Below are 25,838 nucleotides of genomic sequence, written 5' to 3' on the forward strand. Positions count from 1 at the left end.
AAGCGACGAAACGAGTCGAAACCCTGGGTGCCACCCAATATTTTGACAGAACTGTGACGCGAAAAGTTAATTTGGCACGCTTTATGCATTGGCCGCATGGCTCCCATGAGCGAAACCCTCTGCCTCGGCTTTTCAGAATAGCTATATAGGCGGCATCGAACGGTTCGCGATGAACCTGCAACAAAGGATTTTTTGAAATGACCGCCTCTCTCTCGCGCTTCGCATATAGCAGCCCGGCACAGGCTGGCGAACGCCAGACCGTACGTCACGTCATCGGCGCCCGCCGGCCGCAGAACGACGACAGCCTCAAGCTGCTCGGCGCCGGCCAGCGCGCCACGCGCCACAACGGCGCTCCCAGCTACGCGTTCTAAATCTGAAAGCCCGTCCGTCTCCTCCCTCCCGGACCGGCCTATTGGAATGCAGTAGAGCCCGCTCGAGCGCTCCTCCCCTTGAGCTCGCGGGCATTGGCCGGATAGACCGGTCCAAGGCGGTGCCATCGGCACCGCCTTTTTTGTTATCGTCGGTAGGGTTTAGCTGGCGGACAGGTTCCTGATATAGGCGTCTGTACGGTGAATGGCTCCTCCCGCCGACCCCACGCTCCGTCACGCTCGGCCTTGAGCCGAGCATCCATGCAGCATCCATCAGCAGCAGTGGCATGGGTCCTCGGCTCAAGGCCGAGGATGACGGAGAATGAGGTGATGTTCTCGCCAAACTCGCCGCCGGTGCAGTGAAACACAGCGTCGGATGCGCCATCAGACAGGCACTCGCCTCCTCATCGTCCCAAAAATTCACGGCCGATCGAAATGGATCGTCACCCAGCCGTTGCGCCAAATCGTCCTGACATGGCGAAGCCGCGCGCCGCTATAGGCGGCGATCACCTTCCAGCGTTGCGCCGCGAGAATGCCCGAAAGGATGACCGAGCCGCCGGGTGCCAGATGCGTCGCAAGCTGCGGCGCCATGCGGATCAACGGCCGGGCGAGAATGTTGGCGATGATGAGATCGAAGGGACCATGCTCGGAAAAGGCCGTCGAATGAAAGCCCGGCGCAGTCCGAGTGACGATGCCCGACGCGATGCCGTTGCGGCGCACGTTTTCTGCCGCCACCCGCGTCGCGATCGGATCGATGTCGGTTGCCAGCACCGGTATGTTCTTCAGCTTGCGCACCGCAATCGCCAGCACGCCGCTGCCGGTGCCGAGATCGAGCGCGTTGCGGACCGGGCGCGAGCGCACCACGGCGTCGATGGCCTCTAGGCAGCCGGCGGTCGTGCCGTGATGGCCGGTTCCGAAGGCCTGTCCGGCATCGATCTCGATGGCGATATCGCCGGAGCGGACCTTGTCGCGGTCATGTGAGCCGTGCACCAGGAAGCGCCCTGCCCTGACGGGCTTCAGCCCCTCCAGCGATTTCACCACCCAGTCGACATCGGGGATGACTTCCCGCTCCAGCCGGGCATCGGGGAAAGAGGTTTTCAACGCGCCCTCGACGCGGGAATGCACCTCGGCCTCGGCCTCGGCCATCATATAGATCGAGGCTTCCCAGATGTCTTTCTTCTCGTCGATTTCGGTGGTGCCGATGGCAAAGTCTTCTTCGCCGAAGACCGCGCTCAGAAGGTCGAGGATCTCTTCGGCCTGGGTTTCAGTGGTCGTCACGTAAAGGCGGATTTCACTCACGATAGGCGGTCTTTCCCGTTTCCGTTGCCCGCCATCGGTCGAGCCAGCGCCCAATCACGCTGAAACCATCACCCCTTGCTGACGAGATTCTCCAGCTTCTTTACCGCCGTGTCCGGGTTTTCGCCATAGGCGATCGTTCCGGCAAACCGCCCGGCCGAATCGAGCAGGAAGACCGAGGCGCTGTGATCCATCGTGTAATCGCCGTTCGGATCCTTCTCGTCGACCGGCACCTTCTTGGCGTAGACGCGGAAACCCTTGATGACCTCGGCAATCTTGTCGGGCGGGCCCGAAATGCCGGTGATGCGCTTGGAAACGTTGGAGACGTAGCCATTCATGATCTCGGGCGTGTCGCGCTCCGGATCGACGGTCACGAAAAAGGCCTGCAGCTTGTCACCCTTGGGATCGACCTTCTCCATCCAGCCGTTCAACTCGAAAAGCGTCGTCGGGCAGACTTCAGGGCAATGGGTAAAGCCAAAGAACAGTGCCGTCGGCTTGCCGCGCAGTGCCTGCTCGGTGATCGGCTGCCCGCTTTGAGAGACCAGGGTGAAAGGAACACCGAAGGGGGCCTCCACCGCCACATCCCCCGATTTAAAAGGATACCACCGGACCAAGCCGAGAACCCCGGCAAGTATCAGGACACCGACCCAGACGGCGATGCGGAATGTCTTCATTGGCGAGATCCTCGATCCAGGCGGATGCGCCGCCCGCCTCTGCCGGCGTGATTATAGTCTCGACCGAAGGCGCGCAACTCAACAATATGTTTTCTGACCCGTGATTAATTGTCTCATCGACCGCGGCCGCCCCAACCGGAAGTCGGCCCGCAGAAATCAGCACGGATCAAAAATGCGATGTTTGTGAATAGCTTGCCTTCAGAGCGACGGGCAATCCCAAAATACATATCGTTAGGAAAGACTTAAGCCGTCACATCTATATTTAACGGCGGTTCTGCATCGCTACTCCGCCGGGGATAACTGGGAAGAATTCTGACCATGAACAACAACAACGCCATTAAGCAGTCGGGCGCTTATCTCGAAATCGTCTCGTTCCACCTGGGCGACCAGGAATTCTGCATCGACATCATGGCCATCCGCGAAATTCGCGGCTGGGCGCCGGTGACGCCGATGCCGCACACCCCGCCTTACGTGCTCGGCCTTATCAACCTGCGCGGCGCGGTCATCCCCGTCATCGACATGGCCTGCCGGCTCGGCATGAAGATGACCGAGCCCTCCGAGCGCTCGGCGATCATTGTCACCGATATCGCCGGCAAGTTGGTCGGCCTGCTGGTCGAGCAGGTTTCCGACATGATGACCATCAAGAGCGAAGACCTGCAGCCGCCGCCGGAAATCATCCCGGAAGCCCAGCGCGCCTTCTGCCGCGGCATCGTCGCGCTCGAAAAGACGATGGTCTGCTTCCTGAACCTCGACACCGTCATCGCCGACGAATTGACGCAGGCGGCTTGATATTCTTCCATTCTGGCGTTGGAAGGCCCGGTTTGTCCGGGCCTTTTTGTTTGAAGAGGACATCGCCAATCTCTCCGAGCCGCATGGCACACCCTCTCCTCCGTCATCTCTGTGCTCGTCACAGAGATCCATTCACCGCGCGTCTGCGCGGTGAATGGCTCGCTTGTCAAAATGAGTCTCCTGCGCCCAAGGACTTTGGCACGCTGGATGCCTGTGACAAGCACAGGCATGAGGGAACTCGGAGAGATGCACTACTCAAGATGAAACTCGCGTTGCGCACCAACCTGCAGCCTTATTGCGGCTTCCCATTCTTCCACGTCACGTTCTGTCCATAGAGCGGAATCGTCGAAATCGACATCTTCGCCGAGCCATCCGTCAGTTCCCTGGAATGGGCAAGATAGATCAGCGTGTCGTTGGTCTTGTCGTAGATGCGGTTGACGACCAGCGTCTTCCAAATCAGCGACATGCCCTGGCGGAATACTTCGCTTCCATCCTTGGACAGGTCGATATTGCCGATCTCGATCGGCCCGGTCTGCCGGCAGGCGATGGAATTGTTGGAGGGATCTTCGAACCAGTTGCCGTTCTTGAACCGGTCGATGAGGCTGCGGTCGAAATAGGTGACGTGGCAAGTGATGCCCTTGACCTCCGGATCGGAGACCGCCTCGACGATGATGTCGTTGCCGATCCAGTCGACCCCGACCTTGCCGACGACTTCGGCCGAGGCGGCGCCGGCGGAGAGGGCAGCGAAAGAGAAGGCGGTGAGGAGAAGATTGCGCAGCTTGGACATGGCGGCTCCCTAAATAATCCGCCTTCTAGATAAGTGCGTCCCGATGCATTGCAAGAAAGGCCGATGGCGAGAACAATCAGCCCTTCCGGCAGGTGCAGGGCTCGTAGGCCCGCGCCGTCAGCCGGCCAGGCTTCATGCCGATCAGCGCCGGTATGGCGTGAACGGCATTGGCCTTGACCGCTTTCGCCATCTCGATGGCTGCGGCCGCGCAGACGACGGCGTCCTCGGCGGCGTTGTGGTGCACGAAACGCAGGCCGAGATGCTCGGCGATCAGGTTCAGCCGATGCGAGAGGAAGTGCGGCCAGATCCGCTGCGCCATCTTCAGGCTGCAGAGATAGGTCAATTCAGGATAGGATTGTCGGTAGAGATCGAGGCACGCCCGCCAGACGCTGAAATCGAAGGCGGCATTATGGGCGATCATCGTCGCGCCGCTGATATCCTCGTGGAACTCGTCCATCACCTCGGGAAAATCGGGCGCATCCTCCACATGCTCCGGCCGGATACCATGGATCGCGATGTTCATCCCGGAAAAACGCATGTCCCGCGGCCGGATCAGCCGCTCCTCGACGCGCGTGACCCTGCCCTCCTCGATCCAGGCAAGGCCGACGGAACAGGCGCTGCCGCGCTGTTCGTTCGCCGTCTCGAAGTCAATCGCGATGGTCTTCAAATCAGCACCCGAATCGTTTCTTCGGGGAACAGAAATACCGTCCCGCTCCCGGCCGCGCAAATTCGGCACGACGTACGGTTGACATTTCAACCCCACATATCGAAACTTGCCGCCATGATCGGTTCGGTGACCATGGCAGCGCTTATTCATCACACCACGACCCTTGAAGGGTATGCGGGAGCGATGGCGCGTTAGCAGCGATCCGATCATCCCGAAAACCCTGCCGAGGCGAGCAGGGTTTTCAGAAACTCCGGCTCTCCTCCTGAAACCAACGGAGAGCAGCCAATGTCTGAAAACGAAGAGAATGAGCCTGGCCGCCGAGCGCGCCTGCCGGAGGGCGTCCTCGTGCGCGCAGTCCGCCTTTCCGATGCGGAGGAAATCACCGATCTGATAAATCTGCCGGGCTATCGGGCCGGCACTCTGCGGCCGCCGTACCAGAGGGTCGAAGAGGTCCGCAAAAACATGGAAAACCCGTCGCCGGGCGCGCTGAATCTCGTCGTTACCCTGGATGGCAAGATCATCGGCAATTGCGGCCTCAACCGCCTCTCCGGCCGCAGGCAGCACGTCGCCAGTCTCGGCATGGGTGTGCATGACGATTTCACCGGCCGCGGGTTCGGCCGCATCCTGCTCGGCGCCATGGTCGACGCCGCCGACGACTGGCTGGATGTCAAACGGCTGGAACTGACCGTCTACACCGACAACGACGCCGCCATCGGCCTCTACGAGACGTTTGGCTTCGAGCGGGAGGGCCTGTTGAAGGCCTTTGGGTTTCGATCGGGGAAGTATGTCGACGCCTATACGATGGCGCGGCTCAGGTTATGAGTGAACGAGGCTGGCAGCGTGCCGTCAGCCCCTTAGCCGCTGATCAATGCCAGCCACTCGTCCTCGTCCATCGTCTGCACGCCGAGTTCGCGCGCCTTGTCGAGCTTCGAGCCCGCGCCGGGGCCGGCGACGACGATGTCGGTCTTCTTCGAGACCGATCCCGCCACCTTGGCGCCGAGGCTTTCCGCCCTCGCCTTCGCCTCGTCGCGGGTGAATTTTTCCAGCGAGCCGGTAAAAACCACGGTCTTGCCGGCGACCGGACTGCCTGAGGTGACCGGCTGTTCGGCTTGCTGGGGCGTTACCTCCTCAAGCAGGCGGGTGATCACCTCGACATTGCGCGGTTCCTTGTAGAACTCGACCATGGCGCGCGCCACGACCTCGCCGATGCCCTCGATGGCGTTGAGATCGTTCCAGGCGTCGCCGGAAAGCGGTGCCGCCTCCTGCATCGCCGTCGCAAAAACTTCGTATGTGCCGTAGGAGCGCGCCAGCAGCTTCGCCGTGGTCTCGCCGACATGACGGATGCCGAGCGCATAGATGAAACGGTGGAGCGCAATGCTGCGCCGTTCGTTGATCGCCGCATAGAGCTTGCCGACACTGACCTTGCCGAAGCCGTCGATATTCTCCAGCTTGGTCAGCGATTGCTGCTGGCGCTTCTCCAGCGTGAAGATTTCGGGCGCGGTGCGGATCTGCAGCGACGCATCCTCGTTTTCGAAGAAGAAGTCGACCTGCTTGGAGCCGAGCCCTTCGATATCGAAGGCGTTGCGCGAGACGAAGTGCTTCAGATGCTCCGTCGCCTGCGCCCGGCAGATGAAGCCGCCGGTGCAGCGGCGCACCGAATCCATCTTGCCGGTCTTCTCGTTGACCTCGCGCACCGCATGCGAGCCGCAGACCGGGCAGGTTTTCGGAAATTCATACGAACGGGCGTCAGCCAAACGTTTTTCCATCACCACGTCGAGGATCTGCGGAATGACGTCGCCGGCGCGCTGGACGATGACGGTATCGCCCTCGCGGATATCGTGATCTTCAGGCCGGATGCGCTCGCCGCTATTGCCGAGACCCTTGATGTAGTCCTCGTTGTGCAGCGTCGCATTGGTGACGACGACGCCGCCGACGGTGATCGGCTTCAGCCGCGCCACCGGCGTCAGCGCCCCGGTGCGGCCGACCTGGATCTCGATCTTCTCGACCTCGGTGAAGGCCTGTTCGGCCGGAAATTTGTGCGCCGTCGCCCAGCGCGGGCTGCGCGAGCGGAAGCCGAGGCGCTGCTGAAGTTCGAGGCTGTCGACCTTGTAGACGACGCCGTCGATGTCGTAATCGAGATCCGGGCGCTCGAGGCCGATCTCATCGTAATGCGCTAGAATGTCGGCGACCGAATTCAGCCGCTTCATCAGCGGGTTCACCGGAAAGCCCCATTTCTTGAAGATCTGCACCATGCCGAATTGCGTATCTTCAGGCATCTCCGCCATTTCGCCCCAGGCATAGGCGAAGAATTTCAGCTTCCGGCTCGCCGTCACCTTGGCGTCGAGCTGGCGCAGCGACCCGGCCGCCGTATTGCGCGGATTGACATAGGTCTGCTTGCCCTCCGCCTCCATCTGCCGGTTCAGCGCCAGGAAATCGCTTTTGGCCATATAGACCTCGCCGCGGATCTCCACCACCGCGGGCACACCCTTCGGCAGCTCACTCGGAATTTCCGCGATGGTGCGGATATTGGCGGTGACATTCTCCCCCGTCGTGCCGTCGCCACGCGTCGCGGCCGTCACCAGCCTGCCGTTTTCGTAACGGATCGACATCGACAGACCGTCGATTTTCGGCTCCGCGGTAAAGGCGATCGACTGGTCCGGCAGCCGACCGAGGAAGCGATAGACGCTCGCAACGAAATCCTGCACGTCCTCCTGCGAAAACGTGTTGTCGAGCGACAGCATCGGCCGCGCATGGACAACCGGCGAGAAGGTGACGGAGGGCGCGGCACCCACACGCCGCGACGGGCTATCCTCACGGATCAGCTCGGGAAACCGCACTTCCAGCGCATCGTTGCGGCGCTTCAGCGCGTCGTAATCGGCATCCGATATCTCCGGTCGGTCCTTGCCGTGATAGAGCGCATCGTGATGCGCGATCTCCTTGGCCAGCCGCTCAAGCTCGGCGGCAGCCTCTTCGATCGTCAACGTGTCGACGGCGGAACCTTCGATGGACATGGAACATCACTCCAGAGAATCTGGCATTGTTTTTAGAGCAAAATTGCCGGATGAAAAGAGAGGGTGGGGCCGGCGTTCGCACCAAATTCTATTCTCTGAAATGCATTGACACGTCGGAGCATTGCATAGATGCGTAGCATCGGGTCGCCCTATTCCCAATCCCTCGCATTGCGCAACCGAATACCGCTGACATGCAGGCTCGTGTTCCAGAGGCCCTTCAGCGGCCGCAGGCTATCGACCACCCGGAGTTCCGCCCCTCTCGGCGCAAACTCCCGATCGAGCCGCGATATGGCAATCCGCTCCATCGGAATGACGCGACGGCGGCACACCCACATGCCCGCATCTTCAAGGTCTTCGAAATCCTCCGCCGGCATCTCATAACGATGGATGGTCTCCGCCTCGAGCCTTTTCAGCCAATGGCGTTCGACGAAGACGGCGGCCCGCCAGTCGCCAAGCCAGCGACGTCGCTCCGTCTCCGACGTCTCGGGCGTCGCCCAGATCAGGATGCGCGGGCAGTCACGCGGAAAGAGATACATGAAATCATGATCGCCATCGATCGCCCAGACGAGCGGACCGTTCAGCCATTCCCGGCCTGCTGCGCGTTCGGAGGGGATGCGGACCGGGCGCGGTTCGAACACGGCAATATCCGGATCATCGCTGAAATGGAAAAGACGCATGGCAAGAGATCACCGCTGATCGAGTGATTCGCATAACGTGAATCGAAGCGCATGTCACAGCCGCCGGTCTGGCGATCAGCCGTTGCCGGCCAGCAGCCGCTTCGCGGCCGCCCTCGCCTCTTCCGTCACCGAAGCGCCGGCCAGCATCCGGGCGATCTCTTCGGTGCGGTCCTTCTGCGCCATCGTCGCCACCCGTGTGGCGATTTTTTCGGAGCCTTCGGCCGCCGGCCCCTTGGAGATCAGAAGGTGTGTCGCCGCGCGCGCCGCAACCTGAGGCGCATGTGTGACCGACAGCACCTGCACCCGCTCCGACAGCCGCTTCAGCCGCTGACCGATCGCATCGGCGACCGCCCCGCCCACACCGGTATCGATTTCGTCGAAGACGAGCGTCGGTGCCGAGCCACGATCGGCGAGCGCCACCTTCAGCGCCAGCAGGAAACGCGACAGTTCCCCGCCGGAAGCCACCTTCATGATCGAGCCCGGCCGCGTGCCCGGATTCGTCTGGACATGAAACTCGACGACGTCGATGCCTTCGGCAAGCGCCTCTTGCGCATTCGTGGTGATCTCGACCATGAAACGGGCGCGTTCGAGCTTCAGCGCCGGCAGCTCCGTCATGACGGCCGCAGCCAGTGCTGTGCCGGCATGATGGCGTTTGTCGGAGAGCGAGCGCGCCGCCGCGTCGTAATTCTCGTGCGCAAGGCCGACCTCGGCTTCGAGCCTGGCAAGCCTCTCCTCGCCCGCGTCGAGGTCGGCAAGATCGGCGATCATCCGGACGGCAAGCGCCGGCAGCTCAGTGACGGGCACGGAATATTTGCGCGAGGCGGCCCTGAGCGCGAAAAGCCGCTCCTCCACCCGCTCCAGTTCCCTCGGATCGTATTCGGTCTTGCGCAGCGCCGCCTCGACTTCCATCTGCGCGTTGGAAAGCTGGTCGAGCGCGGCATCGAGCAGCGTCACGGTGTCTTCGAGCAGGCCCGGCGCCTCATGGCTCTTGCGCTCCAGCCGGCGCACCAGCGAGGCGATATGCGGCACCGGCGAGGCATTGCCGTTCAGGAACTCGGACGCCTCGGCAATATCGCCGGCGATTCGCTCCGCCTTCATCATCTTCTGCCTGTTATCGGCGAGTTCGTCCTCCTCGCCATCCTGCGGCGAGAGCTTCTCGAGTTCCTCGACGGAGGAACGCAGATAGTCGGCTTCGCGCGCCGCGCCTTCCACCTTCTCGCGGTGCTTCTTCAGCGCCCGCTCGCTGTCGCGCCACAGGCGATACAGCCGGGAAACCTCCAAAACCTCATCGGTTAAACCGGCAAAGGCGTCGAGCAGGGTGCGGTGGGCATTGGTGTCGACAAGGGCGCGATCGTCATGCTGGCCGTGGATTTCGACCAGCATCTGGCCGGCTTGGCGCATCAGCTGCACGCTGACCGGCTGGTCGTTGACATAGGCCTTGGTGCGCCCGTCCGCCGATTGCTGGCGCCGGAAGATCAGGTCGCCCTCGTCGTCGATACCGTTTTCACGCAGTAGCTTGCGGGCGCCGTGCTCCATGCCGACGTCGAACACCGCCGTCACCTGGCCCTTGTCCTCGCCGTGGCGCACCAGGCCGCCGTCGCCGCGCCCACCGAGCGCCAGCGACAGGCTGTCGAGCAGGATGGATTTGCCCGCCCCGGTCTCGCCCGTCAGCACAGAGAGGCCTGTCTCGAAGGCAAGATCCAGCCGCTCGATCAGGACGATATCGCGGATCGAAAGCTGGATCAGCATTGGCCTCAGGAACCGAGAAGAAGTTTCTTGCCTGCCGCAGCGATCCACGAGCCCTTGTTTTCACGCGGCTCGGCACCGCCGCTCTGCAGCAGCTTGTAGGAATCGGCGTACCACTGGCTGTCGGGATAATTGTGGCCGAGAACAGCCGCCGCCGTCTGCGCCTCGTCGACGATGCCCATGGAATAATAAGCTTCGACGAGACGCGCCAAGGCCTCTTCGATCTGGTTGGTGTTCGGATATTTCTCGACGACGATGCGGAAGCGCGAGATCGCGGCGAGATATTCCTTCCGCTCCATATAGTAGCGGCCGATCTGCATTTCCTTGCCGGCGAGCTGGTCGCGCGCGAAGCGGATTTTCGCCTGCGCGTCGTCGACATATTCGGAGTTCGGATAATTGTCGATGACGGCCTGCATCGCCTCGATCGTCTTTGCCGAGGCGCGCTGGTCCTGCGTCACGTCGACGATCTGCTTGGAATAGGTGAGACCGATGAGATACTGCACATAGGCGGCATCCTGCGATTTCGGATATTGCGACATATAGCGGTTGCCTGAGGCAAGCGCATCGTCCAGGCGGCCCTGACGGTATTTGACGAAGGTGCTCATCACAAGCGCCTTGCGCGCCCATTCGGAGAACGGGTTCTCGCGGTCGATCGCGTCGAACTTGCGCGCCGCTTCCGCCATGTTGCCGGCCTTCATGTTGGCAAGGCCCTGGGTGTAGAGTACGTCAGGCGGATCGGTTTCGAGGCCGAGCTTGGTGATGTCGATATCAGGATCCGACTGGCAACCGGATATCGAGGCGCCTGCGCTGAGCACCAGAAGCGATGCGAACAAAGCACGCGCTGTCTTCATCATACCTTCAGATCCTGCATAACCCATTCGAAAGAACCCCACTGCCGCCGCTCGCTCCACGGCAGCCACGCCTCGCTGGCGTTTCTAGCCATAAATGTGCATCAAGAGCAACGCAATGATAAGGCATTAACGCATTTTTGTGGCAGCAGCCGGGGAATGACCGGCTTTTCCTCTTCTTCCCCGACCTGTGGCAGTAAAGCATCTGACCCGGCGGACATAAAAAAACCGCCTCCGGGAAAGAGGCGGCCTGGTCTTGAAAATATGCTGGAGGTCATGCCGACCAGGGAGCGAATTCCGAAGCGCTGACCGCAATCAGTTCACGGGCGGCGACGCGCTGGCGCGGCGTCGACGTCTCCACAACCTCATAGGCGGAGGGATCGGCGAGCAGTGCCTTCAGCGCATTGGCATTCATCTTGTGACCGCCGCGATAGGACCGGTAGCAGCCGATGAACTGGACGCCGGCAAGCGACAGATCGCCGACGGCATCGAGCGTCTTGTGGCGGACGAATTCGTCCTTGGCGTAACGCAGCCCTTCGACGTTGATGACGGTGTTGTCGTCCGAGATGACGACGGAATTTTCGAGCGAGGAGCCGAGCGCGTGACCCGAGGCCCAGAGACGCTCGACATCGCGCATGAAACCGAAGGTGCGAGCGCGGGAAAGCTCGGTCTTGAAGACGGAAGCGGACATGTCGCCGGCCCATTTCTGCCGGCCGATCAGCGGGCAGTCAAAATCGATCTCGACTTCGAAGCGCGTGCCGTCATAGGGACGGAATTCGCTCCAGGAGCCGCCATGCTCGATACGCACCGGCTTGGTGATACGGATGTAGCGGCGCTTGACGCCGAGCGAAACCAGACCGACCTGCTCGATCGCCTCGACGAAGGGCAGCGAGCTGCCGTCCATGATCGGCATTTCCGAGCCCTGCACCTCGATCACCACATTGTCGAGGCCGAGCGCATAGATCGCCGCCATGACATGCTCGATCGTCGCGACCGAATGGGCCGGCGAGAAACCGAGCACGGTGCAGAGGTCGGTATTGCCTACCTGCGAGGAGACGGCCTTGAGTTCGGTGATGTCGCCATTGGCATGCAGGCGCTGGAAAACAACGCCGGTGTCCGATTCCGCCGGGTTCAGCGTGATCGAAACATTCGCACCCGAATGGACCCCGATGCCCGAAAGCGTCACGGGACGCGATACCGTCGTTTGAAAACCCAGCAAGCCAATTGCCATAAAATTCTGCCTTTATTCTTCCGCACCGGGTCTGCCCAATCGGCGCGGCCATCGTTCATTCTGTACAAGGAGCCCGTCGAAAGGGCTCCTGGGGCAGTTTCCTTGCACCATACTTACGTGCCCCGGCGCTCCAATCCAAATCACTGTTTCTTTCGCTTTGTTACGAAGTCACACGATTGAAATCGCTTGCGAATCACGGGCTGAAAAACAGCAATGCCCGGGACCTCGATCCCGGGCATGAACGGTGCTTACTCAGCCGCTCAGTTCGACTGGCGACGCAGGAATGCCGGGATTTCCAGCTGGTCGTCTTCCTGCATCATCCGGGCCTGCGGAACCGCCCGGCCCTGGTCGTCGAGGTTGCCGCGGCGCGGTGCGTAGAGGCTTGCCTCGGGCGACAACGGACGGCGCTGCTGCGAAGCGGCCGGCGGTGCGGCAGTCATGTCGGCGGCAACGGCTTCGTCGTCGCGGCGGCCAAGCGAATTGGTGATTCGCTTCAGCAGGCCCATCGGACCGCGCTCTTCCACTGCATGCGCCGAAGCCGGCTGCGTGCGGTGGTCGAGTTCGGCCTGGACGACCGGCGGGAAATCCTCGACCTTCGGCATGCGCATCGGTTCGGGCGCCTGGCGGATGATCGGCTCCTGCCGGACCGGCTGCTGCTGGACGGGCTGGCTCATGACCGGCTGGCTCATAACGGGCGCCGGAGCCTGCTGCTGCACCGGAGGACGCATTGCCGGAGCTTCCGGTGCGGGCGCGAAGATCTTGCTTTGCGGACGGAAGGTTTCCTGCTGTACCACCGGCTGCTGCACCGGGGCGCTAGCACGCGGGGCCGGGAACTCGAGCTCGCGTTCCATCTCTGCTTCGCGGATGGTCTGCGCAATCGGATCCACGGCCTTCGGTGCCTGCATCACGGGGGCAGGCTGAACTGCGGCCGCTGCCGGAGCAACAGCCGCGGAGGGACGGATTGCAGGCCGTGCGACCGGCTGCAGGTTGCGCTCGGCGGCTTCGCTGATCGCCCGGTCGATGCCGGTTGCGACAACCGAGACGCGGATGATGCCTTCAAGCGATTCGTCGAAGGTGGCGCCGAGGATGATGTTGGCGTCGGGATCGACTTCCTCGCGGATGCGGGTCGCGGCTTCGTCGACTTCGAAAAGGGTGAGGTCGCGACCACCGGTGATGGAGATCAGCAGGCCCTGGGCGCCCTTCATCGAGGTCTCATCGAGCAGTGGGTTGGCGATTGCAGCCTCGGCGGCCTGCAGCGCGCGGCCGGAGCCGGAGGCTTCGCCGGTGCCCATCATCGCGCGGCCCATTTCGCGCATGACCGAGCGGACGTCGGCGAAGTCGAGGTTGATGAGACCTTCCTTCACCATCAGATCGGTGATGCAGGCAACGCCCGAATAGAGAACCTGGTCGGCCATCGCAAAGGCGTCGGCGAAGGTCGTCTTGTCGTTGGCAATGCGGAAGAGGTTCTGGTTCGGAATGACGATCAGCGTATCGACAGACTTCTGCAGCTCCTGGATGCCCATCTCGGCCAGGCGCATGCGGCGCCCGCCTTCGAAATGGAACGGCTTGGTGACGACGCCGACCGTCAGGATGCCCTTGTTGCGGGCGGCCTGTGCGACGACGGGCGCAGCACCTGTGCCGGTGCCGCCGCCCATGCCGGCGGTGACGAAGCACATATGCGTGCCGTTCAGGTGATCGATGATCTCGTCGATGCACTCTTCGGCGGCCGCGCGGCCGACTTCCGGCTGCGAACCTGCGCCGAGGCCTTCGGTGACGTTGGCGCCGAGCTGGATGACCCGTTCGGCCTTCGTCATGGTCAGCGCCTGGGCATCCGTGTTGGCGACGACGAAGTCGACGCCCTGGAGACCGGCGGTGATCATGTTGTTGACGGCGTTGCCGCCACCGCCACCAACGCCGAATACGGTGATGCGCGGCTTCAGCTCTGTGATGTCAGGCTTTTGCAGCTTGATGGTCATGGTACCTGTTCCTTCTCTCTCTGGCCGCATCGCCACGCCGGCCAATTACTCAATTTTCAGAAGCTTTCCTTCAGCCACTGGCCCATCCGGGCTATGCGGCTGTTATTTCCCCCAAGCGACATGAGCAGGCCGCTCTGTGACGCATGTGTCTCCATGTCCGCGACCTGCGGATAGATCATCAAGCCGACGGCCGTCGAAAAGGCCGGGCCCTTGGCCGCCGTCGGCAGTCCCGAGACGCCCATCGGACGGCCGATGCGGACGTTGCGGGCAAGGATGCGCCGCGCCACATCGGCAAGGCCGGTCAACTGGCTGGCTCCACCGGTCAAGACGACGCGCTTGCCGACGATGGGGCTGAAGCCGGAGCGCTGGATGCGGTCGCGTATCAGTTCCATCGTCTCTTCGATTCGGGCCGAAACGATGCGCGAAACCAGCGCCCGCGGCACCTGCGACGGCTGGTCGCGATCATCCTCGCCGATCGGCGGGATCGAGATCAGCTCGCGCTCGTCGGAAGAATTCGAAAGGGCCGTGGCATGCACGACCTTCAGACGCTCCGCATCCTCGATGCGGGTCGAAAGACCGCGCGCCAGATCGGTGGTCACGTGATGGCCGCCGAGGCCGACGGCATCGGTATGAACGAGCTTGCCCTCGGCAAAGACCGAGATCGTCGTCGTGCCGCCGCCCATGTCGATCGCCGCGCAGCCGAGTTCGACCTCGTCGTCGACGAGAGCCGCAAGGCCCGATGCATAGGGCGTCGCAACGATGCCCTCGACCGAGAGGTGCGCACGGTTGACGCTGAGCTCGAGGTTCTTCAGCGCCGAGCGCTCCGCCGTCACGACATGCATGTCGACGCCGAGCGCATCGCCGTACATCGCCAGCGGATCGCGGATGCCGCGCTCGCCGTCGAGCGAAAAGCCGGTCGCCAGGGAATGCAGCACCGAACGGTCCTGGCGCAGCGACTGCTGGCAGGCCGCCGACAACACCTTCTTCAGATCGTTGAGCTCGACTTCCTGGCCGCCGAGATCGATCGTCGCCGTGTAGATGTCGCTGCCGAGACGGCCGGCCGTCAGATTGACGATCAGGCTCTCGACGGTCAGCCCCGCCATGCGCTCCGCCGCGTCGACGGCGAGACGGATGACGCCTTCCAGCGCGTCGAGATCGGCGATCACGCCGGTCTTGATGCCGCGGGAACGCTGATGGCCGATGCCGATGATCTCGATATTGTGCGTGCGGCCTGGCAGGATCTGGCTTTCCTCGCGCGGCGTCAACCGGCCGATCATGCAGACCACCTTGGTCGAGCCGATGTCGAGCACAGAAACGACATGCGACCGCTTCGACGAAAGCGGTTTCAGGCGCGGCAATCCGAAATGGGACGAACCGAACAAGCTCATATATTCTGCCCCGTCTTCTTCAATTCTTTCGTGCGCTCCGTCACAGCCGTCTGCCGGCGGACCGCAGCCTCCGGCGTCAATTGGATCGCGGTTCTGTCGGACAGCCTGAGATCGACCGCGGCAATGTCGCGCTCCAGGAGCTGGTGCTCCTTGTCGAACTTCGAAAGCGTCGCCAGCGCCTGATCGATACCGTCTTCCGGCAGCTTGACGACAACGCCGTTATCCATGTGCAGGTCCCAGCGACGGCCCGATATCCAGACATAGGCCTTCACGCGGGCCTTGACGTCGGGCCACTTCGAGAAGGCGTCGTCGAGCGACGCCGCCGCCGTTTCCGCATCGCGGCCGACGACGAGCGGCAGCGACGAAAACTTGTTGTCGCGCAGCGGCGCAATGACGCTGCCGTTCTTTTCGATCAGCGAAAGCTCCTGCCCGTGCTGCCAGATCGCATAGGCCTGACGCTCCTTGAGCTTCACCTCGATCGTCTTCGGATAGATCTTGCGGACTTCGACATTCTCGACCCAGGGCAAATGCGCGATCTTCCGGCGCGCCGCATCGACGTCGAGGGCGACCAGCGAGGTCGTGCCGTCGAGGCCGATCAGCTGCAGGATTTCGATTTCGGAAGTCTCGGAATTGCCGGAGACCTTCACATCTTCGATTGCAAAACCTGCCGCCGTCGTCGTCGCCTGCGCAACGGCTTCGGTGTGGCCACCGAGCGACATGCCGTAAAGCCCTGTTGCAGCCAGGAAAGCGACCGCCGAAACCGTGCCCGTATGGGCCGGGATATAAATGCGGCCGCTGCCGAGGCTGATCAGGAAACGGGTAACGCGGCGCAGCGGACGCGGCAACACGAATCGCTCTTCGGCTTCCATGACCGGAAGCACGGCATGATGGCTGGGGCGCCCTATCCTCTTGACCGTCAACGCAAACAAGACGCGTCCTCCACCATCCACCGGAGAAACTCACCAAAGGAATAGCCGGCATGACCGGCCATTTCGGGCACAAGCGAGGTTGGAGTCATGCCTGGCTGGGTATTGACCTCCAGCCAGATGATTTCGCCGTCTTCGGAGAAACGATCGTCGTAACGAAAGTCGGACCGACTGACGCCGCGACAACCGATTGCCTGATGCGCCCTTAGAGCCAATGTTTGTATTTTTTGGTAAATATTCGGTGAAATTTTCGCCGGGATGACGTGTTTTGAACCGCCTGCCGCATACTTGGAATCGTAATCATAAAAATTGTGTCCCTGCGGCACCACCTCGGTGACGCCGAGCGCAGTCTCGCCCATGACGCCGCAGGTGAGTTCGCGGCCGTAAACATAGCGCTCGACGAGCACCTCCTCGCCGTAGCGCCACTCGGGCGAGCTGACGACCTGGGGCGGATGCGCCTGATCTTCCGTGACGATGACGACACCGAAGCTCGACCCTTCGCGGACGGGCTTCACCACATAGGGCGGCCTCATCGGATGCGTCGAGGGAAAGGCGAAACGGTTGACCACCTGCGATTCGGCAACAGGAATGCCGGCGGCGGCGGCGACAAGCTTCGCCTTGTCCTTATCCATCGCCAGCGCCGAGGCAAGCACGCCCGAATGGGTATAGGGGATCTCGAGATATTCGAGGATGCCCTGAATGGTGCCATCCTCGCCGAAGGGTCCATGCAGCGCGTTGAAGACCACATCGGGCTTCAGCGCTGCAAGCTTTTCGGAAACATCGCGCGCCACGTCGATCCGCGTCACCTCGAAGCCTTCCGCTTCGAGGGCTTCTGCGCAAGCCTTTCCCGAGGAAAGGCTGACAGGCCGTTCCGAGGAAAATCCGCCCATCAGGACAGCGACATGCTTGCGACTCATCAACACCCCCAAAAATAACTTCCATTCTCGAAATCGACGCTTGCGCCAAGCTGTCTGCGCCGCTTCGGGCCTTTGTCCGACCTGCATGCATTAGAGCATCATTATGGTTAATGAAGTGTTTACTTTCGTTAACTTCATCTTCCCGGGCGCGGCATTTGTCCGTGTCGCCCACCTCGTTTTTCCGAGCTCCGCCTCTTCAAAGTGTCATGGCAAACATCCCGGCCGATCGACAAAACCCGAAAAGCCGCGTGGAAAAACCATTCGATCTCAAAGAGATGACCTCAGGTCCTGCAGTCAGTCGGCGTCGTCGAGGAAGCCGTGACGGTCACCGGCGCGGCTTTTTTATTGATGCGGTCGGCACTTCCGGCTAACCGGAGCACTCAAGGTAAAGCGGGGAACAGATCATGCGATGCCTCATCACCGGCGCGGCCGGCTTTGTCGGCGGGCCTCTCGTCGAAAGACTGCAGGGAGAGCGGCTGTGGGAGCTTAAGGTGACCACGCGATCCGCAGCCGCCGGCTTTCCGGCAGAGATGCGGCATTTCCCTATCGAAATATCCAGCGACACGAACTGGGCGCTAGCACTCGAAGGTGTCGATGTCGTCGTCCATCTCGCCGCCCGCGTGCATATCATGAACGACCGCGCCGCCGATCCACTGACGGAATTCCGCCGGATCAACACAGCCGCCACTCTCAATCTCGCCGAGCAGGCCGCGCGCGCCGGGGTAAAAAGGCTCGTGTTCATCAGCAGCATTAAAGTCAATGGTGAAGAGAACGACCGGCCCTTCCGCCACGACGACACGCCGATGCCGCTCGATCCCTATGGCGTTTCGAAGCTGGAAAGCGAAATCGGGCTGCATGAAATCTCCGCCCGAACCGGCATCGAAGTCGTCGTCATTCGGCCGCCGCTCGTCTATGGGCCTGGCGCCAGGGGCAACTTCGCCCTGCTCGTCGGACTTGTCAGGAAAAAGATACCGCTCCCTTTCGCGTCCCTGAAGAACCACCGGACGCTGGTTGCGCTTCCAAATCTCGTCGATCTGATCATCACGGCCATGACGCATCCGGGTGCGGCCGGCCAGACCTTTCTCGCAGGCGACGGAGAAGATCTCTCCACTCCCGGGCTCATCGAAGGAATTGCCGCGGGGTTGGGCGTCAAACCGATGCTGCTCCCTTTCCCCCCCGCCTTGCTGCAGCTGGGCGCGAGATTGACGGGAAAGGACGCCGTCTACCAGCGTCTTTGCGGTTCGCTGCAGGTCGATATATCCCACGCCCGCAACGTGCTCGGCTGGTCGCCCATCGTCACGCCGCGCGAAGGTCTGAAGCTTGCCGTGAAATAAAAGCTATTCGCTGGTGACGCCGTGGAACGGGCGCACTTCGCGGCCGGGCATGAAGACACCGAGGCGCTTGATTTCCCATTCGAGCTTGATGCCCTCTTTCTCGAAGACCTCGCGGCGCACCTGTTCGCCGAGATATTCGAGATCGTAGCCGGTCGCCTGCCCCATATTGATCATGAAGTTGCAGTGAAGCGACGACATCTGCGCTCCGCCGATGACGAGACCGCGGCAGCCTGCCTCGTCGATCAGCTTCCAGGCCGAATGGCCAGCAGGGTTCTTGAAGGTCGATCCGCCGGTCTTTTCGCGCACCGGCTGCACTGTCTCGCGGTGATTGCGCACGGCGTCCATCTCGGCACGGATCTGCGCCCGCTCTTCCGGATAGCCCTCGAACAGCACGGAGGTGAAAATCAGCTCGCTGGATGCGGTCGAATGGCGATAGGAATAGCCCATCTCGGCATTGGAAAGCACGTGCTTGTTGCCCTTGCGGTCGACGGCGTTGACCTCGATCAGCCGCTCGCGCGTCTCCACGCCGTTGGCCCCGGCATTCATGCGCGCCGCGCCGCCGATGCTGCCCGGAATACCGTAGAAGAAATGGAAGCCGCCGATGCCGTTGTCCATCGCCATCGCCGCAACATGTTTGTCGGGGCAGATGCTGCCGGCCAGAATACGGTTTTCGCCGGCAAGCTCGACAAAGCCGAAGCCCTTGGCCGACAGGCGCAGCACGACACCGGGAATGCCGCCGTCGCGCACCAGGATGTTGGAGCCGACGCCGATCACCGTCAGCGGCACCTCTTCCGGCAATATTTTCAGGAAGGCGACGAGATCGTCGATGTCATGCGGCTGGAACATCAGCTCGGCCAGGCCGCCTGCCCTGAACCAGGTGACGCGGTCCATGGGGGCATCCGGCGTGATGCGACCGCGGATATCCTTTACACCGTCTCCGAGAGACGCGAGAAGCTTTTCCCCATTCACCTGTTTCATACGGACTTTCCCGATAGGCCTTCCAGTTGCTTGGGCAGCGCGGCTGCCCAGGATGTGATGCTCCCAGCCCCCAACAGAACCACGAAATCGCCCGGCTTTGCAACCTCCGCAACCATCTGCGGCAGAAGCTCGGCCGCGGAGAGGAAGCGGGCGTCGCGATGGCCGCCGGATTTTATCCGCGAGACCAGCGACACGGAATCGATACCGGCGATCGGATCTTCGCCCGCCGCATAGACCGGCGCCAGGAAAATGCTGTCGGCATCGTTGAAGCAGGCCGCGAATTCCTCGAATAGGCTTGCCAGCCGGCTGTAGCGGTGCGGCTGGTGGACCGCGATCACCCGCCCCTTGCAGGATTCGCGGGCAGCGCGCAGCACCGCCTTGATTTCGACCGGATGGTGGCCGTAATCGTCGAAGATCTGCACCCCGTTCCATTCGCCGGTCAGCGTGAAACGGCGCTTGACGCCGCCGAAGGAGGCGAGCCCCTTGGCGATATCGGCGCTCGATATGCCAAGCCGGTTGGCAACGGCGATCGCCGCCGTCGCGTTGGAAATATTATGCCGCCCGGGCATCGGCATGACCAGCCCCTTGAGTTCGATCACCTGGCCGGTGCGGCGGCGGCGGATTTCGACGTCGAAGATCGAGCGCGTGCCGTCGATGCGCACATTGGTGAAGCGCACGTCAGCCTGCGGGTTTTCGCCATAGGTGATGATCTTGCGGTCCTCGATGCGGCCAACCAGCGACTGCACCTCGGGATGGTCGAGGCACATGACGCCGAAACCGTAGAACGGCACGTTTTCGACGAACTGCCGGAAGGCGGCGCGCACGGCGTCGAAATTGCCGTAATGGTCGAGATGCTCCGGATCGATATTGGTGATGACGGCGACATCGGCCGGAAGCTTCAGGAAGGTGCCGTCGGATTCGTCGGCCTCGACCACCATCCACTCGCCCTCGCCCATGCGGGCATTGGTGCCGTAGGCGTTGATGATACCGCCGTTGATGACGGTCGGATCGAGCCCGCCGGCTTCGAGCAGGGTGGCGACCAGCGACGTGGTCGTCGTCTTGCCATGCGTGCCGCCGATGGCGATCGCGTTGCGGAAGCGCATCAGCTCCGCAAGCATTTCGGCGCGGCGCACCACCGGCAGCAGCTTTTCGCGGGCGGCGATCAGTTCCGGATTGCTCTTTTTGATCGCGGTCGAGACGACGACGACTTCGGCATCACCCAGGTTCTCGGCCCGGTGGCCGACGAACACCTCGATGCCCTTCTCGCGCAGGCGCTGGACATTGGCGCTGTCGGCCTGGTCGGATCCCTGCACCTTGTGGCCGAGATTGTGCAGCACCTCGGCAATGCCGCTCATGCCGATGCCGCCGATGCCGATGAAATGAACGAGACCGATCGCCTTCGGCAGCTTCATACGCGTGTCCTCTTGAATTCCGCTATTGTCCGTCCGGCGGCAATAGCCTCAACCATGTCGGCAAGCAAGTTCGCCGCATCCGGTTTTCCGGCGAGCTTCGCCGCCGCTGCCATGTGCGAAAGCTTTTCCGGATCGTTCATCACGGCCGTCAGGATCGCCGCGATCTTCTCCGGCGAAAGCTCCGACTGGGCGATCACCTTGGCCCCGCCGGTCGCAGCCAGCGCTGCCGCATTCGCCGCCTGGTCGTGATCGAGAGCGTGCGGGTAAGGCACCAGCACCGCCGGCCGACCGATGACCGAGATCTCCGAAACCGTCGAGGCGCCAGAGCGGCAGATGACGAGATGGGCTTTCGCCAGCCTCTCGGCCATGTCGGTGAAGAAGGGAGCGATATCGGCTCCCATCTCCAGCTTGGCGATGCAGCCGCCGACCATTTCCATGTCCTCGGGACGCACCTGCTGGGTGATGCGCAGGCGCAGGCGCAGCGCATCGTCGAGCAGGCTGATCGCCGTCGGCAGTGCCTTGGAGAAATACTGCGCGCCCTGGCTGCCGCCGAAGACGACAAGATTGAAGGCTTCGCCCGGATGCGACGGTGCATAGGGCACCTCGGCGGCGGCGATAATCGCCGGGCGGACCGGATTGCCTGTCGTCACCGTCTTATCCGGGAAAGCGCCGCCCCCGTCCGGCAGGAAACCGCCGGCAATACCCTGCACGCGTGTCGCCAGGGCCTTGTTGGCGCGGCCCATCACGGCATTCTGCTCGTGGATCATCGCCGGCACGCCGAGCCGTGTGGCGGCAAGCAGCGGCGGCACCGTCGGATAACCGCCGAAGCCGACGACGATGACGGGTTTCAGCCGCTGGATCAGCTTCTTCGCCGCCCGCATGCCGCTCCAGAGCGTCCACAGCGAACGGGCGACGGCAACCGGGTTCTTCGAGCCGATCGTCGCCGACGGCACGACATGGATCTCCTCGGCCGGAAACTTGCCGGCATAGCGCTCGGCCCGGCTGTCGGTAACGAGATGCACCGAGTAGCCGCGCTCCTTCAGCTTGAAGGCCAGCGCCTCCGCCGGGAACACATGGCCGCCGGTTCCCCCGGCGGCAAGCAGCACGATGCCTTTGCTCATGGCCTTTTACTCCGCCGGCATGCCGTGCGGGACGCGGAAAAGGCTCCGGTCCTGCGCGCGTTTTTCCGGTCGATGGCGCGTCAGCGCCAGAATGAAGCCGGCGGTGACGCAGATCGCCACCATCGACGAACCGCCGTAGGAAATCAGCGGCAGCGTCATGCCCTTTGCCGGCAGCAACTCGAGGTTGACGCCGATATTGATGATCGACTGGATGCCCATCTGCAGCACCAGGCCGGCAACGGCGAAGCGGTTGAAGTCGTTGCGCTCGCGATAGGCATGCGAGAGGCCGCGCAGCACCAGCACGGTAAACAGCGCCACCAGCGCCATGCAGAAGACGATGCCGAATTCCTCGGCCGCGACCGAGAAGATGAAATCGGTATGCGCATCCGGGATGATGCGCTTGACGATGCCCTCGCCCGGTCCCTGGCCGAACCAGCTGCCGCGGATGATCGCCTCGCGCGCCGTGTCGATCTGGAACGTGTCGCCCTCGCCGGTCATGAACTTGTCTATTCGCAAGGCCACGTGCGGGAAGACGTAATAGGCGCTGAGCAGGCCGCCGGCGCCGCCGATGCCGAGCAGCATGATCCATATCCATGGCATGCCGGCCATGAAGAACATCCCGCCCCAGACGGCCGTCGTCAGGATGGTCTGGCCGAGGTCGGGCTGCGCGACGAGCAGGGCGGCGACGATGGCAAACAGGATGATGGCGAAGAGATTGCCGGGAATTTCAGGCTGTCGCGCATGTTCGGCAAACAGCCAGGCGCAAACCACGACGAAGGCGGGCTTCATGAATTCCGACGGCTGGATCGAGAGGCCGGCGATCCAGATCCAGCGCCTGCCGCCTTTGACCTCCTGCCCGACGAACAGCACCAGCACCATCATGGCGAGCGACACGATCAGCAGCAGGATCGCCGTTCGCCGCACTTGCCTTGGTGTCAGGAACGACAGTCCGAGCATGACGGAGATCGAAGGGATCATGAAGGCCGCGTGGCGCTTGACGAAGTGGAAAGGCTCGAGCCCGATGCGCTCGGCAACGGCAGGAGAGGCCGCAAAGGACAGCATGAAACCGATGCCCATCAAGAAGATGAACATCGCCAGGAAGAAGCGGTCGATGGTCCAGAACCAATCGGCCAGAGGCCCACGTTCCGCGCGGCTTACCATGTCATTTCTCTCCTGTTGCCGAACCGATCAGCATCGCGATCCCGTCAAGCGCTGCCACGTGTCCGACGAAGGCTTCACCCCTGACTTCGAAATTCTTATACTGATCGAAGCTTGCGCAAGCCGGGGATAACATCACGGCCGAAGCAGCCCCGTCGCGCTCGGCATCGGCTGCCGCATGCACGACCGCGCGCTCCAGCGTACCCGAGATCTCGTAAGGCACGGCCTCGCCGAGGGTGGCTGCGAATTCAGCGGCCGCCTCGCCGATCAGATAGGCCTTGGCGATGCGCGGAAAATAGGGAGCGAGCGTCGTGATGCCGCCTGATTTCGGCAGGCCGCCGGCGATCCAGTAGATGCGATCATAGCTCGAAAGCGCCGGCGCCGCGGCATCGGCATTGGTCGCCTTGGAATCATTGACGAAAACGACGCGGCCGCGCTGCCCCACCGGCTGCATGCGATGCTTGAGGCCGGGGAACGAGGCAAGACCGGCGCGAATATCGTCGGCGGAAACACCGACGGCAAGGCAGGCGGCCACGGCTGCGGCGGCGTTCTGCGCATTATGGCTGCCGCGCAGCGTCTGGATGCCGTCGAGATCGGCGAAGGGCAGCATGGCGCCGCCGGCGGCCTGAATGAGCCTGGTGCCCTCAGCATAAATGCCTGATGCCACCACGTTGCGGCGGGAGATGCGCACCACCTTGACGCCCGCCCGCTCGACGCGGTCGGCAATCAGCGCCGAATGGCTGTCATCGATACCAACGATCGCGACATCGCTGCCGGCGACCAGCCGTTCCTTGACATCGGCATAATGCTGCATCGTGCCGTGACGGTCGAGATGATCGGGCGTCAGGTTGAGCAGGATGCCGGCGGACGGGTTCAGGGTCGGTGCCAGATCGATCTGGTAGGAGGAGCATTCGACGACGTAATAGCGCCCGGCCTTCGGCGGATCGAGCGTCAAGACCGCGGTGCCGATATTGCCGCCGAGCTGCGTATCATAGCCCGCGGATTTCAGGATATGGGCGACCAGCGCCGTCGTCGTCGACTTGCCGTTGGTGCCGGTGATGGCGATGAACGGGCAATCCGGCGCATGGGCGCGGCGTTCGCGCACGAAGAGCTCGACGTCGCCGACGACATCGACGCCGGCGGCGCGCGCAAGATCGACGGTCCAGTGCGGCTTCGGATGGGTGAGCGGCACGCCCGGCGACAGCACGAACAGCGCCTGCGCGCTCCAGTCGATCGTGTGCAGGTCCTCCGTCCGGATGCCTTCGGCGGAAGCCTTGGCGACGCTGTCGGGATTGTCGTCCCATGCGGTCACCTCGGCGCCGCCTGAAACCAGCGCCCGGGCGGTGGCGAGGCCGGAGCCGCCGAGCCCGAAGAGCGCGACCTTCCTGTCCTTGAGCGTCGTGACCGGGATCATCGCCGCCTCACCGCAGCTTCAGCGTCGAGAGGCCGAGCATGGCAAGGCCGACGGCGATGATCCAGAAGCGGATTACCACCTGGCTCTCGGTCCAGCCCTTCTTCTCGAAGTGATGATGGATCGGCGCCATCAGGAAGACCCGTCGGCCGGTCATTTTGAAGAAGCCGACCTGGATGATGACCGATAGCGTCTCCATGACGAAGAGGCCGCCGATGATCGCCATGACGATCTCGTGCTTGGTGGCGACGGCGACGGTGCCGATCGTGCCGCCGAGCGCGAGCGAGCCGGTGTCGCCCATGAAGATGGCGGCCGGCGGCGCATTGAACCAGAGGAAGCCGAGCCCGGCGCCGATGACGGCGCCGAGGACGACTGCAAGCTCGCCGGTGCCGGGCACGAAATTGATCTGCAGGTAGTTCGCAAACACCACGTTACCGGCGAGATAGGCGATGACGCCGAAGGAGGCGGCGGCGATCATGACAGGCACGATGGCAAGCCCGTCGAGGCCGTCAGTCAGGTTGACGGCATTGCCGGCGCCGACGATGACGAAGCCGCCGAAGACGACGAACATGATGCCTATATTGATCATGAAGTCCTTGAAGAAGGGAAAGGCGATCGACGAGCCGAAGGTCGAACCGGCAACGCCCGAGGCAAGGGCGGTGCGCATCATGAAATAAACGGCGATGCCGGCGATGATGAACTCGATGCCGAGGCGCGCCTTGCCGGAAAAACCCATATGGCTCTGCTTCGTCACCTTGAGATAGTCGTCATAGAAGCCGATCGCGCCGAAGCCGAGCGTCACCAGCAGCGTGGCGACGACGTAGACGTTGGAAAGATCGGCCCAGAGCAGCGACGCGCCGACGATGCCGGCAAGGATCATCAGCCCGCCCATGGTCGGCGTGCCGGCCTTCTTGAAATGCGTCTGCGGTCCGTCGGCGCGGATCGGCTGGCCCTTGCCCTGCCGGATGCGCAGCGAATTGATGATCGTCGGCCCGAACAGGAAGACGATCAGGGCCGAGGTGAAGAGAGCAGCGCCTGTGCGGAAGGTAATATATCTGAACAGGTTCAGAAATTTGAAATATTCCGACAGTTCGACAAGCCAGATCAGCATTCAGGGCCCCTT

At 62.5% G+C, this 25,838-nt stretch carries 23 protein-coding genes; 4 read left to right on the forward strand and 19 right to left on the reverse strand.

Annotated elements, in window-relative coordinates:
- Nucleotides 1-197 precede the first annotated feature (197 nt).
- A complete protein-coding gene (locus BBJ66_RS34945; protein ID WP_167347783.1) occupies nt 198-371 on the forward strand; it encodes a hypothetical protein in 174 nt (57 codons plus the stop codon).
- A gap of 417 nt (nt 372-788) precedes the next feature.
- On the opposite strand, the gene BBJ66_RS13800 is transcribed toward BBJ66_RS34945, so the two are convergent.
- Nucleotides 789-1,667, reverse strand: a complete 879-nt coding sequence (locus tag BBJ66_RS13800; protein WP_071087705.1) for a 50S ribosomal protein L11 methyltransferase — start codon at nt 1,665-1,667, stop codon at nt 789-791.
- Between the two features lie 68 nt (nt 1,668-1,735).
- A complete protein-coding gene (locus BBJ66_RS13805; RefSeq protein ID WP_049733625.1) occupies nt 1,736-2,338 on the reverse strand; it encodes an SCO family protein in 603 nt (200 codons plus the stop codon).
- A gap of 318 nt (nt 2,339-2,656) precedes the next feature.
- On the opposite strand from BBJ66_RS13805, the gene BBJ66_RS13810 reads away from it, so the two are divergent.
- Nucleotides 2,657-3,127 carry a chemotaxis protein CheW gene (locus BBJ66_RS13810; protein ID WP_003541378.1) on the forward strand — a complete coding sequence of 157 codons (471 nt, stop codon included), beginning with the start codon at nt 2,657-2,659 and terminating at the stop codon, nt 3,125-3,127.
- Nucleotides 3,128-3,419: 292 nt separating this feature from the next.
- Here BBJ66_RS13810 and BBJ66_RS13815 read toward each other — a convergent pair whose 3' ends face one another.
- Nucleotides 3,420-3,914, reverse strand: a complete 495-nt coding sequence (locus tag BBJ66_RS13815) for a CreA family protein (RefSeq protein ID WP_071087706.1) — start codon at nt 3,912-3,914, stop codon at nt 3,420-3,422.
- A 76-nt stretch (nt 3,915-3,990) separates the two neighbouring features.
- Nucleotides 3,991-4,581, reverse strand: a complete 591-nt coding sequence (locus tag BBJ66_RS13820; protein WP_071087708.1) for a 3'-5' exonuclease — start codon at nt 4,579-4,581, stop codon at nt 3,991-3,993.
- Nucleotides 4,582-4,866: 285 nt separating this feature from the next.
- On the opposite strand from BBJ66_RS13820, the gene BBJ66_RS13825 reads away from it, so the two are divergent.
- Nucleotides 4,867-5,403: a GNAT family N-acetyltransferase gene (locus BBJ66_RS13825; protein WP_049733628.1), complete on the forward strand. Its 537-nt coding sequence runs from the start codon at nt 4,867-4,869 to the stop codon at nt 5,401-5,403.
- Nucleotides 5,404-5,435: 32 nt separating this feature from the next.
- Here BBJ66_RS13825 and ligA read toward each other — a convergent pair whose 3' ends face one another.
- The 9 genes from ligA to BBJ66_RS13870 form a co-directional block, all read right to left on the reverse strand.
- Nucleotides 5,436-7,592, reverse strand: a complete 2,157-nt coding sequence (gene ligA, locus BBJ66_RS13830; protein ID WP_049733629.1) for an NAD-dependent DNA ligase LigA — start codon at nt 7,590-7,592, stop codon at nt 5,436-5,438.
- A 149-nt stretch (nt 7,593-7,741) separates the two neighbouring features.
- Complete coding sequence (locus tag BBJ66_RS13835) at nt 7,742-8,269, reverse strand: DUF6886 family protein (RefSeq protein ID WP_049733630.1); 528 nt, start codon at nt 8,267-8,269, stop codon at nt 7,742-7,744.
- Between the two features lie 75 nt (nt 8,270-8,344).
- The gene (recN, locus tag BBJ66_RS13840; protein ID WP_049733631.1) at nt 8,345-10,018 is read right to left on the reverse strand and encodes a DNA repair protein RecN; all 1,674 of its coding nucleotides are present in this window, start codon (nt 10,016-10,018) and stop codon (nt 8,345-8,347) included.
- A gap of 5 nt (nt 10,019-10,023) precedes the next feature.
- Entirely contained in the window at nt 10,024-10,893 is an 870-nt protein-coding gene (locus tag BBJ66_RS13845) for an outer membrane protein assembly factor BamD (RefSeq protein ID WP_018242851.1), read from the reverse strand.
- A gap of 244 nt (nt 10,894-11,137) precedes the next feature.
- The gene (gene lpxC, locus BBJ66_RS13850) at nt 11,138-12,094 is read right to left on the reverse strand and encodes a UDP-3-O-acyl-N-acetylglucosamine deacetylase (RefSeq protein WP_049733632.1); all 957 of its coding nucleotides are present in this window, start codon (nt 12,092-12,094) and stop codon (nt 11,138-11,140) included.
- A 260-nt stretch (nt 12,095-12,354) separates the two neighbouring features.
- Complete coding sequence (ftsZ, locus tag BBJ66_RS13855) at nt 12,355-14,070, reverse strand: cell division protein FtsZ (RefSeq protein ID WP_049733633.1); 1,716 nt, start codon at nt 14,068-14,070, stop codon at nt 12,355-12,357.
- Nucleotides 14,071-14,126: 56 nt separating this feature from the next.
- The gene (gene ftsA, locus BBJ66_RS13860; protein WP_003565034.1) at nt 14,127-15,458 is read right to left on the reverse strand and encodes a cell division protein FtsA; all 1,332 of its coding nucleotides are present in this window, start codon (nt 15,456-15,458) and stop codon (nt 14,127-14,129) included.
- Nucleotides 15,455-16,387, reverse strand: a complete 933-nt coding sequence (locus tag BBJ66_RS13865) for a cell division protein FtsQ/DivIB (protein WP_049733635.1) — start codon at nt 16,385-16,387, stop codon at nt 15,455-15,457. The genes ftsA and BBJ66_RS13865 overlap by 4 nt, the downstream gene beginning before the upstream one ends.
- The gene (locus BBJ66_RS13870; protein ID WP_049733636.1) at nt 16,375-17,301 is read right to left on the reverse strand and encodes a D-alanine--D-alanine ligase; all 927 of its coding nucleotides are present in this window, start codon (nt 17,299-17,301) and stop codon (nt 16,375-16,377) included. The genes BBJ66_RS13865 and BBJ66_RS13870 overlap by 13 nt, the downstream gene beginning before the upstream one ends.
- 404 nt (nt 17,302-17,705) lie before the next feature.
- Between BBJ66_RS13870 and BBJ66_RS13875 the strand changes: the two genes are divergently transcribed.
- Nucleotides 17,706-18,635 (forward strand): UDP-glucose 4-epimerase family protein, encoded by a 930-nt coding sequence (locus tag BBJ66_RS13875; RefSeq protein ID WP_049733637.1) that lies wholly within the window; start codon nt 17,706-17,708, stop codon nt 18,633-18,635.
- A 3-nt stretch (nt 18,636-18,638) separates the two neighbouring features.
- On the opposite strand, the gene murB is transcribed toward BBJ66_RS13875, so the two are convergent.
- From murB to mraY, 6 genes are read right to left on the reverse strand one after another with little or no spacing between them, the layout of a single operon-like run.
- A complete protein-coding gene (gene murB / locus BBJ66_RS13880; RefSeq protein WP_003593364.1) occupies nt 18,639-19,613 on the reverse strand; it encodes a UDP-N-acetylmuramate dehydrogenase in 975 nt (324 codons plus the stop codon).
- Entirely contained in the window at nt 19,610-21,025 is a 1,416-nt protein-coding gene (gene murC / locus BBJ66_RS13885; protein WP_071087711.1) for a UDP-N-acetylmuramate--L-alanine ligase, read from the reverse strand. The genes murB and murC overlap by 4 nt, the downstream gene beginning before the upstream one ends.
- On the reverse strand, nt 21,022-22,146 hold the full coding sequence (gene murG / locus BBJ66_RS13890; RefSeq protein WP_071087713.1) for an undecaprenyldiphospho-muramoylpentapeptide beta-N-acetylglucosaminyltransferase: 1,125 nt from the start codon (nt 22,144-22,146) through the stop codon (nt 21,022-21,024). Before murG ends, murC begins: the two co-directional genes overlap by 4 nt.
- Before the next feature lie 6 nt (nt 22,147-22,152).
- Complete coding sequence (gene ftsW / locus BBJ66_RS13895; protein WP_049733640.1) at nt 22,153-23,307, reverse strand: putative lipid II flippase FtsW; 1,155 nt, start codon at nt 23,305-23,307, stop codon at nt 22,153-22,155.
- Nucleotide 23,308: 1 nt separating this feature from the next.
- The gene (murD, locus tag BBJ66_RS13900) at nt 23,309-24,718 is read right to left on the reverse strand and encodes a UDP-N-acetylmuramoyl-L-alanine--D-glutamate ligase (protein ID WP_071087715.1); all 1,410 of its coding nucleotides are present in this window, start codon (nt 24,716-24,718) and stop codon (nt 23,309-23,311) included.
- 7 nt (nt 24,719-24,725) lie between these two features.
- Entirely contained in the window at nt 24,726-25,826 is a 1,101-nt protein-coding gene (gene mraY / locus BBJ66_RS13905; RefSeq protein ID WP_049733642.1) for a phospho-N-acetylmuramoyl-pentapeptide-transferase, read from the reverse strand.
- Nucleotides 25,827-25,838: the final 12 nt, after the last annotated feature.

The organism is Rhizobium sp. RSm-3, assembly GCF_001854685.1.
GTDB lineage: Bacteria > Pseudomonadota > Alphaproteobacteria > Rhizobiales > Rhizobiaceae > Rhizobium > Rhizobium ecuadorense.

Excerpts from the sequence above, each read along its gene's own strand:
- BBJ66_RS13815 (WP_071087706.1), bottom strand. The coding sequence starts at position 3,914 with ATGTCCAAGCTGCGCAATCTTCTCCTCACCGCCTTCTCTTTCGCTGCC.
- BBJ66_RS13845 (WP_018242851.1), bottom strand. The coding sequence starts at position 10,893 with ATGGGTTATGCAGGATCTGAAGGTATGATGAAGACAGCGCGTGCTTTG.
- BBJ66_RS13870 (WP_049733636.1), bottom strand. The coding sequence starts at position 17,301 with ATGAGTCGCAAGCATGTCGCTGTCCTGATGGGCGGATTTTCCTCGGAA.
- BBJ66_RS34945 (WP_167347783.1), top strand. The coding sequence starts at position 198 with ATGACCGCCTCTCTCTCGCGCTTCGCATATAGCAGCCCGGCACAGGCT.
- murB (WP_003593364.1), bottom strand. The coding sequence starts at position 19,613 with ATGAAACAGGTGAATGGGGAAAAGCTTCTCGCGTCTCTCGGAGACGGT.
- recN (WP_049733631.1), bottom strand. The coding sequence starts at position 10,018 with ATGCTGATCCAGCTTTCGATCCGCGATATCGTCCTGATCGAGCGGCTG.
- ftsA (WP_003565034.1), bottom strand. The coding sequence starts at position 15,458 with ATGAGCTTGTTCGGTTCGTCCCATTTCGGATTGCCGCGCCTGAAACCG.
- murC (WP_071087711.1), bottom strand. The coding sequence starts at position 21,025 with ATGAAGCTGCCGAAGGCGATCGGTCTCGTTCATTTCATCGGCATCGGC.
- BBJ66_RS13875 (WP_049733637.1), top strand. The coding sequence starts at position 17,706 with ATGCGATGCCTCATCACCGGCGCGGCCGGCTTTGTCGGCGGGCCTCTC.
- BBJ66_RS13805 (WP_049733625.1), bottom strand. The coding sequence starts at position 2,338 with ATGAAGACATTCCGCATCGCCGTCTGGGTCGGTGTCCTGATACTTGCC.
- BBJ66_RS13810 (WP_003541378.1), top strand. The coding sequence starts at position 2,657 with ATGAACAACAACAACGCCATTAAGCAGTCGGGCGCTTATCTCGAAATC.
- mraY (WP_049733642.1), bottom strand. The coding sequence starts at position 25,826 with ATGCTGATCTGGCTTGTCGAACTGTCGGAATATTTCAAATTTCTGAAC.
- lpxC (WP_049733632.1), bottom strand. The coding sequence starts at position 12,094 with ATGGCAATTGGCTTGCTGGGTTTTCAAACGACGGTATCGCGTCCCGTG.
- ftsZ (WP_049733633.1), bottom strand. The coding sequence starts at position 14,070 with ATGACCATCAAGCTGCAAAAGCCTGACATCACAGAGCTGAAGCCGCGC.
- BBJ66_RS13835 (WP_049733630.1), bottom strand. The coding sequence starts at position 8,269 with ATGCGTCTTTTCCATTTCAGCGATGATCCGGATATTGCCGTGTTCGAA.
- BBJ66_RS13825 (WP_049733628.1), top strand. The coding sequence starts at position 4,867 with ATGTCTGAAAACGAAGAGAATGAGCCTGGCCGCCGAGCGCGCCTGCCG.
- murG (WP_071087713.1), bottom strand. The coding sequence starts at position 22,146 with ATGAGCAAAGGCATCGTGCTGCTTGCCGCCGGGGGAACCGGCGGCCAT.
- ligA (WP_049733629.1), bottom strand. The coding sequence starts at position 7,592 with ATGTCCATCGAAGGTTCCGCCGTCGACACGTTGACGATCGAAGAGGCT.
- murD (WP_071087715.1), bottom strand. The coding sequence starts at position 24,718 with ATGATCCCGGTCACGACGCTCAAGGACAGGAAGGTCGCGCTCTTCGGG.
- ftsW (WP_049733640.1), bottom strand. The coding sequence starts at position 23,307 with ATGGTAAGCCGCGCGGAACGTGGGCCTCTGGCCGATTGGTTCTGGACC.